Annotated in this window: 12 protein-coding genes; 5 read left to right on the top strand and 7 right to left on the bottom strand. The window is 60.1% G+C overall.

The genetic code is table 11. The annotated features are described in order from the left end of the window. Positions 1-104: 104 nt before the first annotated feature. Both AACY19_RS20035 and pcaR read right to left on the bottom strand, forming a co-directional pair. Entirely contained in the window at positions 105-1,451 is a 1,347-nt protein-coding gene (locus AACY19_RS20035) for an MFS transporter (protein ID WP_339453228.1), read from the bottom strand. A gap of 293 nt (positions 1,452-1,744) precedes the next feature. Next, positions 1,745-2,587 carry a pca regulon transcriptional regulator PcaR gene (gene pcaR, locus AACY19_RS20030; protein ID WP_007917109.1) on the bottom strand — a complete coding sequence of 281 codons (843 nt, stop codon included), beginning with the start codon at positions 2,585-2,587 and terminating at the stop codon, positions 1,745-1,747. 647 nt (positions 2,588-3,234) lie between these two features. On the opposite strand from pcaR, the gene AACY19_RS20025 reads away from it, so the two are divergent. Beyond that, positions 3,235-3,435, top strand: coding sequence for a hypothetical protein (locus tag AACY19_RS20025; RefSeq protein ID WP_008080067.1), 201 nt, complete (start codon positions 3,235-3,237; stop codon positions 3,433-3,435). Between the two features lie 375 nt (positions 3,436-3,810). Beyond that, a complete protein-coding gene (locus tag AACY19_RS20020) occupies positions 3,811-5,286 on the top strand; it encodes an inorganic phosphate transporter (RefSeq protein WP_034153067.1) in 1,476 nt (491 codons plus the stop codon). Positions 5,287-5,999: 713 nt separating this feature from the next. Here the strand turns inward: AACY19_RS20020 and ccoM are convergent. From ccoM to AACY19_RS20005, 3 genes are all read right to left on the bottom strand, one after another. Next, positions 6,000-6,113 carry a cytochrome c oxidase subunit CcoM gene (gene ccoM / locus AACY19_RS20015; protein WP_041070550.1) on the bottom strand — a complete coding sequence of 38 codons (114 nt, stop codon included), beginning with the start codon at positions 6,111-6,113 and terminating at the stop codon, positions 6,000-6,002. A 147-nt stretch (positions 6,114-6,260) separates the two neighbouring features. Then, positions 6,261-6,422, bottom strand: coding sequence for a hypothetical protein (locus AACY19_RS20010; protein WP_172680076.1), 162 nt, complete (start codon positions 6,420-6,422; stop codon positions 6,261-6,263). Positions 6,423-6,536: 114 nt separating this feature from the next. Then, entirely contained in the window at positions 6,537-6,878 is a 342-nt protein-coding gene (locus tag AACY19_RS20005; RefSeq protein WP_339453219.1) for an aspartate-semialdehyde dehydrogenase, read from the bottom strand. Between the two features lie 241 nt (positions 6,879-7,119). On the opposite strand from AACY19_RS20005, the gene rapA reads away from it, so the two are divergent. Beyond that, the gene (gene rapA, locus AACY19_RS20000) at positions 7,120-9,966 is read left to right on the top strand and encodes an RNA polymerase-associated protein RapA (RefSeq protein WP_339453217.1); all 2,847 of its coding nucleotides are present in this window, start codon (positions 7,120-7,122) and stop codon (positions 9,964-9,966) included. Positions 9,967-10,124: 158 nt separating this feature from the next. On the opposite strand, the gene AACY19_RS19995 is transcribed toward rapA, so the two are convergent. Next, a complete protein-coding gene (locus AACY19_RS19995) occupies positions 10,125-11,474 on the bottom strand; it encodes a spinster family MFS transporter (protein ID WP_339453215.1) in 1,350 nt (449 codons plus the stop codon). A 302-nt stretch (positions 11,475-11,776) separates the two neighbouring features. Between AACY19_RS19995 and AACY19_RS19990 the strand changes: the two genes are divergently transcribed. Continuing rightward, positions 11,777-12,145, top strand: coding sequence for a YkgJ family cysteine cluster protein (locus AACY19_RS19990; protein WP_339453214.1), 369 nt, complete (start codon positions 11,777-11,779; stop codon positions 12,143-12,145). Between the two features lie 149 nt (positions 12,146-12,294). Beyond that, entirely contained in the window at positions 12,295-14,577 is a 2,283-nt protein-coding gene (locus AACY19_RS19985) for a putative bifunctional diguanylate cyclase/phosphodiesterase (RefSeq protein ID WP_339453212.1), read from the top strand. Here AACY19_RS19985 and AACY19_RS19980 read toward each other — a convergent pair. After that, positions 14,468-15,364 carry an NAD(P)-dependent oxidoreductase gene (locus AACY19_RS19980; RefSeq protein ID WP_339453210.1) on the bottom strand — a complete coding sequence of 299 codons (897 nt, stop codon included), beginning with the start codon at positions 15,362-15,364 and terminating at the stop codon, positions 14,468-14,470. The two genes, AACY19_RS19985 and AACY19_RS19980, sit on opposite strands and share 110 nt — an antisense overlap. Between the last annotated feature and the right edge of the window lie 165 nt (positions 15,365-15,529).

The raw sequence follows: 15,529 nt of genomic DNA, 5'->3' as shown, positions 1-15,529 counted from the left end.
CTTCGCGAGCAAGCCCGCTCCCACATGGGAATGCATTTCTAATGTGGGAGCGGGCTTGCTCGCGAAGAGGTCTGTTGTATCAATGAAGATCTACAGACCTGACTTCAAGTCGCATCCGCATGACTGACCATGCCTTTGATCAACACCGCCGCCGTCGCCAACCCCGCCGGGATCACCAACGCCGTCAGCACCTGCTCGAAATTCCAGCCCAGGCCCAGCAACGTCGCGCCCATCCACGCCCCGAGAATCGCGCCAAAGCGACCAATCCCGAGCATCCACGACACGCCGGTCGCCCGACCCTGGGTAGGATAGAACCGCGCCGCCAGCGACGGCATCGCCGATTGCGCACCGTTCACACACATCCCCGCCACCAGCACCAGCGTCGCCAGCAAGGTGATGTTGCCCAGGCTCTGCCCTACCGCGTAGGCAAACACCCCGGCCAGCAGGTAAAAAATGCCGATGACCTTGTGCGGATTGAAGCGATCCATCGCCCATCCCACAGCGACTGCGCTCAATACCCCGCCGAACTGGAACAGCGCACCGATGAACGCCGCCTGCTCCATGCTTGCGCCGCTGTCACGCATCAGCGTCGGCAGCCAACTGGTCAGCAGGTAAACAATCACCAGGCCCATGAAATAGGTCAGCCACAGCAGCAAGGTGCCGGTGCTGTAAGTGCCGGAGAAGATCACCGCGAACACGTTGCGCGCCTTGACGGTTTTCTGTTCCGGCACGCTGAAGCTGGAGGCTTGGGCGACGGTGAGTGGATCAATCGGCGCGAGGGTCTTGCGTACCTTGTCGGTGCCACGGTTACGGACTACGAGGTAGCGCGCCGATTCGGGCAGCCAGAACAGCAGGACTACGGCGAGGATCAGCGGCAAAATGCCGCCGATCAGCAACAGGGCGTGCCAACCGTAGGCCGGAATCAGCTTGGCGGAGATAAATCCACCGCCGGCCATGCCGAGGTTGAAGCCGCAGAACATGCTGGTCACCAGCAGCGATTTCTTGCGCTCCGGGGTGTATTCCGAAAGCAGTGTGGTGGCGTTCGGCATCCCCGCGCCCAGTCCCAGGCCGGTGAGGAATCGCAGCACCAGAAGTTGTTCGACGTTAGTGCTGTAGGCCGACGCGAGGCTGAAGGCACCGAACAGAACCACGGCGCCGACGAGTACGACTTTTCGCCCGAAGCGGTCAGCCAATGGACCGGAACCGAGTGCGCCGAAGACCATGCCGATCAGCGCAGCACTCATCACCGGGCCGAGGCTGGCGCGGTCGATGCCCCAATCCTGCGACAGCGCCGGGGCAATGAAGCCCATCGCCGCCGTGTCGAGGCCATCGAGGAACACGATCAGGAAACACAGGATCACGACCCGCCACTGATAGCGCGAGATCGGTTGAGCATTGATGAAGGTCTGCACATCCAGGCAGTTACCTACAGCGGACTGAGGCTTGTTCATTATTTTTATTCCACGCAAAAAACGCAGTCGAACGGCGGCCGGCCATCGTGCGGCACGGTCACAAGAATAGAAGGACGCAAATCAGGCGTTGCGCGGGAACCGGCAACAGCGGCGGGAGCGGAGACAGTCGGGGAGCATGCACATGGTGAGTTGCCTCTTGTCATTATTATGGGAGTCGGCAGTCCGGCGGGCTCATTCACATTCGCCGGATGACGCTGCCGCGACATTAATGATCCGAGGGTTTTAGCGTCAATTCGATAAACGCAACACTGTGCGTTTATCGAACAGCTTCATCAGGCAAACAACTGCGCGCTAAGGTCGCGGCTGGCGCTGAGCAAGCCAGGCAGGAAGCGCTGCTCCAGCTCGGTACGGCTGACGCGACCGGCGTGGGTACTGACGTTTAGCGCCGCGACGACCTGACCGGAAGCATCGTAGACCGGCACGGCAATCGAACGCAGGCCTTGTTCCAGTTCCTGATCGACGATGCACCAGCCCTGTTGCCGCACCTCTTGCAGGCATTCAAGCAACGCGTCGGGGGTGTGAATCGTGCGGCTGGTCTTGGCCACCAGCTCGGCGTGATCGAGGTATTCCCGTAACGACGTGTCATCCAGCGCCGCCAGGAGGATGCGGCCCATCGACGTGCAATACGCCGGCAAGCGCCCGCCCACCGACAGGTCCACGGAAATCAGGCGCTGCGTGGTCGCCGAACGCGCAATGTAGAGAATGTCATCGCCCTCCAGCGTGGCCATGTTGCAGGCTTCATGCAGTTGCTCGCTCATGCGGTCGAGGTAGGGCTGGGCGGAGACAGCCAATGGTGTCGAGGACAGATAGGCGTGACCGAGGGTCAGCACTTTCGGCAGCAGCGAGTAGGTGCGACCGTCGGTGGTGGCGTAGCCGAGCTTGATCAGGGTGTGCAGGCAGCGGCGCACGGCGGCGCGGGGAATTTCCGTGCGGTGACTGATTTGCGCGATGGTCAGGTGCCGTTTGCGCTCCTGAAACGCCTGCACCACCGCCAGGCCACGGGCCAGGGAGGTCATGAAGTCCGGATCACCGGTCAGGGCCTGTATGCGCTTGGCCGGCGAAGCGACGATGGGCGGCGCCACGGAGGTGAAAGAGTTGCGCATTTGATCGTTCATTTATTGTCCTTTTATCCGGCACGGATCATTCGCTATACAAACGGCTCGCGAGCAGATGCACAAGCAGCGCGCTACCAACATTGGGCGATTATCGAACCAGCGACCGATAATCGCAATCGAGCACCACCGCCCTCTCGGGTGACAGGCAAGCTCCACTCAACTTGCCGGCCAACTGAACGCTGTCTTGGTAGTTCGACTAAATGACGCCAAAAACAGATCGCCGGGTAAATAAGGCTTTGTTGCGTCGCAACTAGCGACAAAAGTTGCGAGTAACAAAACGATCACACATCCCGAACCGTTTTTAACTTGGCAAAGATAGTCATTCCCGAATCGACCGCTATAATGCATCCAGTGACGCCCGTTTTTTAAATTACACGGCCATCACCGCCGAGACGGGGTTTATCGTCTTCGGCCCAGCCTGCGCCCTGACGCACATTACTCATGTAACGCCAACGCTCGCTGAAACAGGAAACTGATGCTGCGTCAGTTCTAATCTGGTGACGTAGCCGCCTGCAACCTGGAAGTCTTGACCGTCCTGCCGATTACACCGGTGCCTGTTCAGGCATTGCGCTTTCGACGGGTGCGCTCAATCGAATTGTTGCTGTGCGTTTCACCAGACATTTATCTCAACTCAAACAGGTAGCACTGTGACGAAAGACGAACTGCGCGCGGAACTTGAGCGCCAGGAACAACGTTACAAGGAAGTTTACGGCGGGGAAGTCACCACCTACGCCGCCCAACCCGAACCGGAACGCAAAGCATGGCGCAAGCGCCCTACCGTTCAGGATCAGGTTTTCAAACAGGAAATCGAAAAAATCGAAAAGGAACTCAAAGCCGAAGAGCCATGAGCTCCGGATTTTGAGCATTTCGAAGGACAGCGTACCCACCGGTTACAAGCGCGGTGGCGCGACGATGCCTTGCGCGCCCGCTTACCCGCGGGCAGCGGGCGCCTCCCGGTCAAACAGTCTGGAAGGAGCCACCCTAAATGTTTCACAGATATTTCAGACGAGCGTTTGAGCCGTTGGCGTGCCTGCAAATTCAGCTTCAAAAAAACTGTTTTATCAATCAAATCAAAACCTTGGAAAACCCTGCGTCACGCTTGGTTTTCATGCTCTGCAACAAATTAAATAGAAGAAGATTGTTACCGATGAGCTTGGAGGGCATCGATTTCAAGACTTTTCTGGCATAATCGCGCCCCCTTACGACCGGGTCAGAAAACCTTCATGATCGATTTATTCAGCGGACTGGATGCTTGGGTGCTTGTGAGCCTCTTGCTCGCCCTGACGTTTGTCCTCGCCTTCGAGTTCATCAATGGATTTCATGACACCGCTAACGCGGTAGCCACTGTTATCTACACCAAAGCCATGCCGCCTCACCTGGCGGTGTTCTTCTCCGGTGTGTTCAATTTCCTCGGCGTGCTGCTGGGCGGCGTTGGCGTGGCGTATGCCATTGTCCATTTGCTGCCGGTTGAGCTGCTGATCAATGTGAACACCGGCCATGGTCTGGCGATGGTGTTTTCATTGCTCGCCGCGGCAATCGCCTGGAACCTGGGCACCTGGTACTTCGGTATCCCGGCATCCAGTTCACACACGTTGATCGGCTCGATCCTCGGTGTCGGCCTGGCGAACGCCCTGATCAACGACATCCCGTTGGCCGATGGCGTGAACTGGCAGAAAGCGATCGATATCGGCGCCTCGCTGGTGTTCTCGCCAATGGCCGGTTTCCTGATCGCCGCGCTGATCCTGATCGGCCTGAAGTGGTGGCGCCCGCTGTCGAAGATGCACAAGACGCCGGAACAGCGCCGCAAGATCGACGACAAGAAGCACCCACCGTTCTGGAACCGTCTGGTCCTGGTGATCTCGGCAATGGCCGTGAGCTTCGTGCACGGTTCCAACGATGGCCAGAAAGGCATCGGCCTGATCATGCTGGTGCTGATCGGCATCGTCCCGGCGCAGTTCGTCCTCGATCTGAACAGCACCACGTATCAGATCGAACGCACCCGCGACGCGACCCTGCACCTGAGCCAGTTCTACCAGCGCAACGCCGACTCCCTCGGTGAGTTCCTGGCCCTGGGCAAGAGCGTGGAAGGCGACCTGCCGGAGAAATTCCGCTGCAACCCGCAGCAGACCGAACCGACCATCAGCGCCCTGCTGCACACACTCAAAGGTGTCGCGGACTACCACTCGCTGTCGTCGGAAAGCCGCATCGAAGTGCGTCGCTATCTGCTCTGCCTGGACGACACCGCGAAGAAGGTTGGCAAGCTGCCTGGCCTGGAACCCCGTGAAAAGGCTGACCTCGACAAGCTGCGCAAAGACCTGACGACCACCACCGAATACGCCCCGTTCTGGGTGATTCTGGCAGTCGCCCTGGCCTTGGGTCTGGGCACCATGGTGGGCTGGAAGCGTGTGGTACTGACCATCGGCGAGAAGATCGGCAAGCAAGGCATGACCTATTCCCAAGGCATGTCTGCGCAGATCACCACTGCCAGTCTGATCGGTATGGCCAACATCTTCAGCCTGCCGGTGTCGACGACTCACGTGCTGTCTTCGGGCGTGGCGGGCACCATGGTCGCGAACAAGAGCGGCCTGCAGGGTGGCACGGTGCGTACCATTCTGTTGGCGTGGGTGTTGACCCTGCCGGCGACGGTGGCGCTGTCGGCTGGTTTGTTCTGGCTGGCGTCGAAGGCGCTGGGTAGCTGATAGCTAGCGGCACATGAGAAAGGCGCGATTCGAGAGGATCGCGCCTTTTTTGTTTATGGGGTTTTGGGATTGGGGTATGCGGCTTCGGCGCACGGCGCTACGCGCCTACGCCCGGATGAACACCTCCGCTCGTCCTGCCGATGGGGCAAAAGATCAAAAACCAAAGCCAGATCAAAAGCCCCTCACCCTAGCCCTCCCGAAACGTCGGACCGCCCGTAGGGAGAGGGTTGAGGTAAGGGGATAATCCAACACCGAACCAAAGCCGACCACCCGCTCTTCACCACTCAATAGGCCGAGTGTCAGCTCGCCTGCTCTTGATCTTGATCCACGGGCGACGTCGGAAGGCTGAGCAGAGGGATTGATCCGGGCGTGGGAGCGCAGCGACCGTTTGGCGCAGCCAAACACAGCGAGAGAAGGTGCAGCGAAGCAAACCGGAGGCGCTGCGCCCGGATCGATCCCGGAGCGAAGGAACCCCGAGCCCCAGCGAGCGGGCCGAACGCAGGAGCAAGCGTTTTTTGCTTACTTTTTTTGGCGTTTCCGGTTTGAAAAAAAGTGAGTCGCCGTAAGGGCGAACCCCCAAGCCGCCATTACCGAAGAAACGGATATACACACCAAACACCCACAACATGGTCGGCCCACAGGCCGCCAAGTCAAAAAAAAGGGGCAACCGAAGTCGCCCCAAAATGCCTTGCGTGCTCATCAATCCAGAAGAATTACTTCTTGCGCTTATGCGCATCCTTCCAGATAAAAAATCCAAACCCTGCAAAAAACAGAACCATGAGACCCACGGTCAGAACCCCGGCAAACACCACGTTATCGAAAAACATGACTGTGGCCTCCCGGCCCCTGCTTTGCTGCGATGGAACTAACTTACCAAACACACAGGCGCACAAATTGACCGGGATCAATACCAGCAACGAAGGGGGATAAAGGAGGGGAATTAAATGACCTGCATCAACCGATGCAGGAGCAGATCAACGCTTTTTCGGCTTGTTCTTCGACTTTTTCTTCGGCTTACCCAACGGCATGGCCTGCTCGAACGCCTGCCGGACCTCGTTCAGGCGCTTCTCTTTGATGTCATGCACACGCTTGGCGCGCTCAGTGCTGAGGTCGATCAGTTTGTCGTCTTGGCTCATGGCGTTCAGTACATCGCAGAAAGGAATCACAACTGCCACATCACCGGCAGGACTGTGCCAATAATGCAGCCTCGCGCCGGCGCTGACCAGCCAACAAGGCCCGCGAGGAGCAACTCAGATCTCGATATCGACCCACAAGCCCTGGCGCGGCTGATCTTCCATCAGCGGCACCACCGGCACCGTGTTGTCGGCATTCAGCTCGGTGCCGGGCACGGCCAGGTGTTCTTCCGGGTCTTCATCGGCCTCGCGACGGCGCCGATCACGTTCCTGTTGCCGGCGCTGTTCTTCGCGCGCCAGCAGCCGATCCTGTTCCGGATCGCGCTTTTGCAGGTCGATGGTGCTTTCGTTGGAGCTTTCCTGCACCGGCACCACCGGAGGAATGTCCGGCCGCTGGCGGATCGGGTCCTGCTGGGATGTGATCGGCACAGCGCTCAAGGGGAGCATCGGTGGCAGCATATAGAGGTTCTCCTGTCAGCAGGCTATCGGCTCGGGCAATGATGGCTTTAGCCGTCGGTCGCAAACTTGTGACCGGGTTGGCACTCACAGGTGCCCTGTTCCTTGGGAAAACCGACGCATGACCGCCACCTGCTTCGACTTGCCGCTTGCAGCTAAAAGCTCGCAACCGCTCCTAATCCTTTGGCCTCGGGGCCTCATTCCGTTAAGATAGCCCGCTTTTTCAAGGTGGGAGTCAGGCAGCATGGCGCAGCAGTATCAACCGGGGCAACGCTGGATCAGTGACAGCGAAGCAGAGCTTGGTTTAGGCACCGTTCTGGCACAGGACGGCCGCTTGTTGACCGTGCTTTACCCGGCCACTGGCGAAACCCGCCAGTACGCGCTACGGAATGCGCCCCTCACCCGCGTGCGGTTCTCGCCCGGCGACTCCATCACCCACTTCGAAGGCTGGAAGATGACCGTGCAGCAGGTCGACGACGTCGACGGGCTGATGGTCTATCACGGCCTCAACGAGCAGAACGAAGCCGTCACCCTGCCGGAAACCCAGCTGTCGAACTTCATTCAGTTCCGTCTGGCCAGCGACCGTCTGTTCGCCGGGCAAATCGACCCGCTGGCGTGGTTCTCCCTGCGTTACAACACGCTGGAGCACACCAGCCGCCAGTTGCAGTCCTCGCTCTGGGGCCTGGGCGGTGTTCGCGCACAGCCGATCGCGCACCAATTGCACATTGCCCGTGAAGTCGCCGACCGTATCGCCCCGCGCGTACTGCTGGCGGACGAAGTGGGTCTGGGTAAAACCATCGAAGCCGGTCTGGTGATCCATCGCCAACTGCTCTCGGGCCGCGCCAACCGCGTGCTGATCCTCGTCCCGGAAAACCTCCAGCACCAGTGGCTGGTGGAGATGCGCCGCCGCTTCAACCTGCAGGTCGCGCTGTTCGACGAAGAACGCTTCATCGAAAGCGATGCCACCAACCCGTTCGAAGACACCCAACTGGCGCTGGTTGCACTGGAATGGCTGGTCGACGACGAGAAGGCCCAGGACGCACTGTTCGCCGCCGGCTGGGATTTGCTGGTGGTCGACGAAGCGCACCACCTGGTCTGGCACGAAGAAAAAGCCAGCCCTGAATATTCGCTGGTTGAGCAACTGGCCGAAGTCATCCCGGGCGTGCTGCTGCTCACCGCCACCCCGGAACAGCTCGGTCAGGACAGCCACTTCGCCCGTCTGCGCCTGCTCGATCCCAATCGTTTCCATGACCTGGCCGCCTTCCGCGCCGAGAGCGACAACTATCGCCCGGTGGCCGAAGCCGTGCAGGAACTGCTCGACAAGGGTCGCCTCTCGCCAGAAGCGCACAAGACAATCCACGGTTTTCTCGGCAACGAAGGCGAAGCCCTGCTGACGGCAGTCAACGACGGCGACACCGAAGCCAGCGCGCGCCTGGTGCGTGAACTGCTCGACCGCCACGGCACTGGCCGCGTGCTGTTCCGTAATACCCGCGCCGCCGTGCAGGGTTTCCCGGAACGCAAACTGCACCCTTACCCGCTGCCATGCCCGGACGAATACCTCGAACTGCCGCTGGGCGAACACGCCGAGTTGTACCCGGAGGTCAGCTTCCAGGCGCAGCCGGATGCCAGCGAAGAAGAACGCTGGTGGAAATTCGACCCGCGCGTCGAGTGGCTGATCGATCAGCTGAAAATGCTCAAGCGCACCAAAGTGCTGGTGATCTGCGCCCACGCCGAAACCGCGATGGACCTGGAAGACGCCCTGCGCGTGCGGTCAGGCATCCCGGCCACGGTGTTCCATGAAGGCATGAACATCCTTGAGCGTGACCGCGCCGCGGCCTACTTCGCCGACGAAGAATTTGGCGCGCAGGTACTGATCTGCTCGGAAATCGGCAGTGAAGGCCGCAACTTCCAGTTCGCTCACCATCTGGTGCTGTTCGATCTGCCGTCGCACCCGGACCTGCTGGAGCAGCGCATCGGTCGTCTCGACCGGATCGGTCAGAAGCACATCATCGAACTGCACGTGCCGTACCTGGAAACCAGTCCGCAAGAGCGCCTGTTCCAGTGGTATCACGAAGCGCTGAACGCCTTCCTCAACACCTGCCCGACCGGTAACGCCTTGCAGCATCAGTTCGGCCCGCGCCTGCTGCCGCTGCTGGAAGAAGCGGACGACAGCGAGTGGCAAGCGCTGATCGACGAGGCGCGCACCGAGCGCGAGCGTCTGGAAGCCGAACTGCACACCGGTCGCGACCGTTTGCTGGAGCTCAACTCCGGCGGCGCGGGCGAAGGTGAGGCGTTGGTCGAAGCGATCCTTGAGCAGGATGACCAGTTTGCCCTGCCGATCTACATGGAAACCTTGTTCGACGCGTTCGGTATCGACAGCGAAGACCATTCGGAAAACGCCCTGATCCTCAAGCCGAGCGAGAAGATGCTCGACGCCAGCTTCCCGCTGGGTGACGACGAAGGCGTGACCATCACTTACGACCGTAACCAGGCGCTGTCGCGCGAAGACATGCAGTTCATCACCTGGGAACACCCGATGGTGCAGGGCGGCATGGATCTGGTGCTGTCCGGTTCGATGGGCAACACCGCCGTCGCGCTGATCAAGAACAAGGCGTTGAAGCCGGGCACCGTGCTGCTGGAACTGATTTACGTCAGTGAAGTGGTTGCGCCGCGCTCGCTGCAACTGGGCCGTTACCTGCCGCCGGCTGCCCTGCGCTGCCTGCTGGATGCGAATGGCAACGACCTGTCTCCACGCGTCTCGTTTGAAACCCTGAACGATCAGCTGGAAAGCGTGCCGCGTGCGAGCGCCAACAAGTTCATCCAGGCTCAGCGCGATCAGCTGACGCCACGGATCAACGCCGGTGAAGACAAGATCGCCCCGCGTCACGCCGAGCGCGTGGCCGAGGCCCGTCGCCGTCTGGCGGCCGACACCGACGAAGAACTGGCGCGCCTGACCGCGCTGCAAGCGGTCAACCCGACCGTGCGCGACAGCGAACTGGATGCGCTGCGCAAGCAACGCGAGCAGGGTCTGGCGATGCTGGATAAAGCGGCGTTGCGTCTGGAAGCGATTCGGGTGCTGGTGGCGGGCTAAACCGCCCTGCTTCACCGCTGAAAACAAGAAGGCCCGCAGTCATGCGGGCCTTTTTGTTTGTCTGTTCTTTTTCAGCTGATGCGGATGGCCCCTTCGCGAGCAAGCCCGCTCCCACACTGGATCTGGGGTGTGAACTCGATCCCTGCTCGCGAAGGCAATCATGCAGTCGCTACAGAAACATCAGGCTCAACCGTAGCAACCAACCCCTCCTTCATCCGCTGCGCATCGCGGACAAAACACCGCGCTGCCAGGAACAGAAACACCATGGTCAAAAACAGCGCCACCGGAATCAGGTACATCGCGTCATGCAGCCCGACTGCCTTGAACGCCTCGGTCATCTGCTCAGCGCCCGCCGCCAGCATCGCGGTATGGGCAAAATGATCGGACAAGCCTCCGACCACCACCGGCCCCAGACCACCGCCCAGCAGATACAACCCGGCAAAGAACAGCGCCATCGCCGTGGCGCGCAGGCGCGGTTCGACCACGTCTTGAATCGCCGTGTACACGCAGGTGTAGAAGTTGTAGGCAAACAGCCAGCCGATGCTGAATACGGCAACGAACACGCCAATCTCGATCCGCCCTGAATGCAATGCCCACGCGGTGCACAGTGTGGAAACAATCAGGCTGAATGCGGCGAACAACAGCCGCCCATTGGCCACGCGCTGGTGAATCTTGTCGGCAATCCAGCCACCGAGCGTCAACCCGACCAGCCCGGTCACACCGACAATCACCCCGGTGGCCACCGCCGCTTCCTGCAATGGCATGAGGAAATAGCGCTGCAGCATTGGCACCAGAAACGAGTTGCAAGCGTAGGTCGCGAAGTTGAAGCACAGCCCGGCCATCACCAGCCACAGGAAAGTGGGCACGGCGAGAATCCGGCGGATCGGCTTGTCGACTTTTTCTTGGGAGACCTGCACGGTTTCCGCCGCGCCACGCTTGGGTTCCTTGATGAAAAACATGAACACCGCGAGCAGCAAGCCCGGGACGGCGGCGATGAAGAACGGTGCGCGCCAACTGTCGAACGCCTTGACCATCCAGCCGATGGTGAAGAACGCCAGCAGCAAACCCAGCGGCAGCCCCAGCATGAAAATACCCATGGCCCGAGCCCGACGGTGCGCCGGGAACAGATCGCCGATCAGCGAGTTGGCCGCCGGCGCGTAACTGGCTTCGCCGATGCCGATGCCCATGCGCACGATAAGAAAGCTCCAGAAGCTGCCGACCAGACCATTCACGGCGGTCAGCGCACTCCACGTCGCCAGGCCCCAGCCCATCAGTTTGCTGCGCGAACCGGTGTCAGCCATGCGCCCCAATGGCAGCCCGGCAATCGCATAAACGATGGTGAACGCGGTACCGACGATCCCCAGCTGGAAATCGCTGAGGTGCCATTCCATGCGGATCGGCTCGATGATGATCGCCGGAATGGTGCGGTCGAAGAAGTTGAACAGGTTGGCGAGGAACAGCAGGAACAGAATGCGCCAGGCATTCGCCGCTTGGGTCGAGTTCTGCATGGGTCCGTCTCTTTATTGTTATGGGGCTTCACTGCCGACGCATCCGAGCCCGGAACCTGCAATCTAGTCAGCCCTTCGGGGGCTGTCTGTGATCATTCGTCTGCCTGATATCGGCCCATGGCCGTGTAAAGAAACGTAAGCCGTTGATAAGTCTGCAATCCCCCCGTAAACCGGGGCTTTTGTGGCAAAACCTTGCCACAAAAAAATAGTTTCACGCCCCCCTTCCCAAGTCTGTGGCGAAGCCTAGAATGGCGGCCGGATCCGTCCGGATCTCCCGATCAATCCCTTTGATACCCTCGCCCATGTCCGAAGTCAGTCCGTGTCTGAATTGCGGTGCCTGCTGTTCCCATTTTCGCGTGTCTTTTTTCTGGGGTGAGTGTGCTTCCTCCGGTGGCACGGTGCCCGATGAACTGGTCACGCAAATCAGCCCCAGCCGGGTCGCGATGAACGGCACCGACTGCAAATCACCGCGCTGCACAGCGTTAGAGGGTCAAGTGGGCAGCGAGGTGAAGTGCTCGATTTATGAGTTGCGCTCCAGCCCCTGCCGGGAATTCGACGCGTCATGGGAACACGGCGAACAGAATGTCGATTGCGACAAGGCGCGTGCGCGTTTCGGTCTGCCGGCCCTGCAACCGGATTGGGCGACGATCCCCTTCGAACAGATCGCTTAAGCCTTTAGCGCGAATCGCTATGACGCTAATGACGAAATCATTAGCGCCAATGTGCCACTACGCCTTGCAGCCCGGAAACCGCCTCTATACTCCAATCATTCGCCTGCGTTCATTGCGCAGTCAGGACGACTTCAGAAACGGGACGTGCTATGGAGTGGCTTGGTTTGCAGTTCATCACCGAGCTGTCGGAGAGCGGGCAGGTCATACTCGTTTGCACACATAATCCCTTGCTGGTGGTGGTGGCCTATCTGGTCGCTTGCGCTGCAAGTTTCGCCACCCTCGACATAGCCGAACGGGTCGCTCACGCCGAAGACCCGCGTTCGCAACGCCTGTGGCGCTGGATCGGCGCAACCTGTCTGGCCGGCGGTATCTGGGCCATGCACTTCATTGGCATGCTGGCCTTCCAGGCGCCCATCGAGATCCAGTACGACCTGGCGATCACCCTGTTTTCCCTGCTGATCGCCCTGCTCGCTTCGTGGCTGGCCATGCACACCCTGAGCGAAGCGCGGCCGAGCCTGGTGCTTTACCTGAAAACCGCCATCGTCATCGGTCTGGGGATCGCCGGCATGCATTACATCGGCATGGCCGCCATGCAATCGGTCGCCGGCGTTTACTACCAGCCGGATCTGTTTGTGTTGTCGATTGTCATCGCCATCGGCGCCAGCTTCGCCGCGTTGTGGGTGGCCGGGTATCTGCGCGAAGGCAGCGGTGTGTTTCACCAAATGCTCAAGTACAGTGCCGCGCTGATTCTCGGGGCCGGCATATTCGCCATGCACTTCACCGGGATGGCGGCCCTGCACCTGGTATTGCCCGAGGGGGGCGTGCCGTCGATGGCGGTGCAAAACAACCATTTGCAACTGGGTCTGACCGTGGCGCTGATCATCCTGTTGATCCTCGGCAGCGCCATCAGCGCCGCCCTCGCCGACAAGAAACTGCAACACAAGGAACACGACCTGCAGCGAGTCAACGCCCTGCTCAGTCAACTCGATCAGGCGCGCATGTCGCTGCAGCAAGTGGCCAACTACGACGCCCTGACGAATCTGATCAACCGCCGTGGCTTCAATCAGATTTTTGCCGAAAAACTCAGCCAGAAAGCGACCGAGGGCGGCATGCTCGCGGTGATGTTTCTCGACATCGATCACTTCAAACGCATCAATGACAGCCTCGGCCATGACGCCGGCGATGCCCTGCTCAAAGTGATCGCCGAGCACATCAAAAGCTCGGTGCGCAGCCATGAAGACGTGGTCGCCCGCTTCGGCGGCGACGAGTTTTGCATCCTGATCGCCCTGCATGACCGCGAAGAGGCGCGCAGCATGGCCCAGCGCATCATGCTCAAGATGAAAGAGCCCATCGAGTTGGCCGGCCGGCGCATGGTGATGACCACCAGCATCGGCATCAGTCTGTTTCCTGAAGACGGTACCACCTGCGAAGAACTGCTCAAGCACGCCGATCTGGCGCTGTATCAGTCCAAGGGCGCCGGGCGTAACGGTCTGCATTTCTTCAGCTCCAACCTCAAGACCCGCGCCAGTTTCGAACTGCAACTGGAAGAAGAACTGCGTCATGCCCTGCGCGAAGAAAACGGCCTGACACTTTACTACCAGCCGATTTTCGAACTGAAAACCGGGCGGGTGACCAAACTAGAAGCCCTGATACGCTGGCAGCATCCGCTGCATGGCTTGCTGACCCCGGATCGTTTCATCAGCATCGCTGAAAGCAACGGCCTGATCGCCGAGCTGGACAACTGGGTGTTGCGCCGCGCCTGCAAGGATCTTGGTGAATTGTCGCGCCATGGCTGCGAGGAGCTGAAAATCGCCTGGAACTGCTCGCCGCTGAACCTCGGCCGGGAAGAGCTGGCCCACGAAATCGAACACGCTTTGCATACCGCTGGCGTTGCGCCGGAGCGGCTGGAACTGGAGGTGACTGAAAACGCCTTGATGGGCAATATCGCCAACACCCTGGTGCTGCTGCGACAGATCCGTGCACTCGGTGTGTCGCTGTCCATCGACGACTTTGGCACCGGTTATTCGTCGCTCGCCTACCTCAAGCGTCTGCCGCTGAACACGCTGAAGATCGACCGCTCGTTCATCCTCGACATTCCCAAGGCGACGGCGGACATGGAGATCGTCCAGGCGATCATCGTCATGGCGCACACCCTGCATTTGCAGGTGGTCACCGAAGGCGTGGAAAGCCTGGAGCAGTATGATTTTCTCGAACGATCAGGCTGCGATTTCATTCAGGGCTATCTGCTCAGCCGCCCGGTGCCTCTGGAAGAACTGCGCCCGGTGCTGGAAGAGATCAATCAGCGCAAACATTCCCACGCGGTCAATCCGTTGAGTCTGGCGCGCGGTACATTTTCACCAGTGTTGCAGGATCTTTCGCCAAAAAGCCCTGGGCTCCATGCAGGCGCATCAATTGTGCGGCCAATCCGCTGATCGGCGTGGCCGAGCCTTGCTCACGGGAAAATTTCACCGCGGTGTCGAGGTCCTTGAGCAGCGTGCGCACGTGCCATTTGATCGGTTCGAAACGGCTTTCGGCCATTTGCGGGGCAAGGATCTGCAGCGGTTTCGAATCGGCAAAACCGCCGGCCAGCGCGTCGGCGATCAGGCGGGCATCGACGCCAGCCTGTTCGGCCAGCGCCACCACTTCGGCAATCACCAGCGCATTGCAGGCAACGATCATCTGGTTGCACGCCTTGGTCACTTGCCCCGCGCCGATGCCGCCCATGTGCGTGATGCGCTGACCCAGGGTGAGCAGCACCGCACGCACCCGCTCCAGATCCGCCGCATCGCCGCCGACCATGATCGCCAGGCTCCCCGCCTCGGCGCCGACCACACCGCCGGACACCGGTGAGTCGAGCCACGTCATACCGGTTTTTTCCGCCAGTTCGGCGGCCATTTCCCGGGTGGCGGTGGGCTCAAGGCTGGAAAAATCCACCAGCAACTGTCCTTTCTTCGCAGCGTCAGCGACGCCGGCCGGGCCGAATACCACCTCACGCACTACCGCCGTATCGGCCAGGCACAACATCACCACGTCAGCGTGTTCGCACAATTGCGCGGGGCTGGCGACTTGCCGGGCACCGGCTTCGACCAGTGCTGCGCACTTGGCCGGGTTGCGGTTCCACACCGTTAGCGGGAAACCCGCCGCCAACAAACGCCGGCACATGGGCAGGCCCATCAGACCGATTCCGGCGAACCCCAACGAAGGTAGCGTTGACATCATTTTGCCTCTTTTCGATTAAAGATCGCCGAATAATGGCCGATTCATCAACGATCAGGAAAGGATTCCCCCCAGCGACAGTCAGGCCAGAACCCTGACGCTCGGGCTCAATTCGCGCAAACAAGACGCGAGATCTTATTCCGTGAGGTTCGCAGGCAACTGGCCTGC

It is taken from the genome of Pseudomonas sp. EA_5y_Pfl2_R50 (genome assembly GCF_963970475.1).
GTDB lineage: Bacteria > Pseudomonadota > Gammaproteobacteria > Pseudomonadales > Pseudomonadaceae > Aquipseudomonas.
The sequence above is the reverse complement of the archived record's forward strand: the minus strand, read 5'-3'. Positions and strand labels throughout refer to the sequence as shown.

Bases quoted from the DNA above. Each gene is read 5' to 3' on its own strand.
- AACY19_RS20035 (WP_339453228.1), bottom strand. From the start codon at position 1,451: ATGAACAAGCCTCAGTCCGCTGTAGGTAACTGCCTGGATGTGCAGACC.
- pcaR (WP_007917109.1), bottom strand. From the start codon at position 2,587: ATGAACGATCAAATGCGCAACTCTTTCACCTCCGTGGCGCCGCCCATC.
- AACY19_RS20020 (WP_034153067.1), top strand. From the start codon at position 3,811: ATGATCGATTTATTCAGCGGACTGGATGCTTGGGTGCTTGTGAGCCTC.
- ccoM (WP_041070550.1), bottom strand. From the start codon at position 6,113: ATGTTTTTCGATAACGTGGTGTTTGCCGGGGTTCTGACCGTGGGTCTC.
- AACY19_RS20010 (WP_172680076.1), bottom strand. From the start codon at position 6,422: ATGAGCCAAGACGACAAACTGATCGACCTCAGCACTGAGCGCGCCAAG.
- AACY19_RS20005 (WP_339453219.1), bottom strand. From the start codon at position 6,878: ATGCTGCCACCGATGCTCCCCTTGAGCGCTGTGCCGATCACATCCCAG.
- rapA (WP_339453217.1), top strand. From the start codon at position 7,120: ATGGCGCAGCAGTATCAACCGGGGCAACGCTGGATCAGTGACAGCGAA.
- AACY19_RS19995 (WP_339453215.1), bottom strand. From the start codon at position 11,474: ATGCAGAACTCGACCCAAGCGGCGAATGCCTGGCGCATTCTGTTCCTG.
- AACY19_RS19990 (WP_339453214.1), top strand. From the start codon at position 11,777: ATGTCCGAAGTCAGTCCGTGTCTGAATTGCGGTGCCTGCTGTTCCCAT.
- AACY19_RS19985 (WP_339453212.1), top strand. From the start codon at position 12,295: ATGGAGTGGCTTGGTTTGCAGTTCATCACCGAGCTGTCGGAGAGCGGG.
- AACY19_RS19980 (WP_339453210.1), bottom strand. From the start codon at position 15,364: ATGATGTCAACGCTACCTTCGTTGGGGTTCGCCGGAATCGGTCTGATG.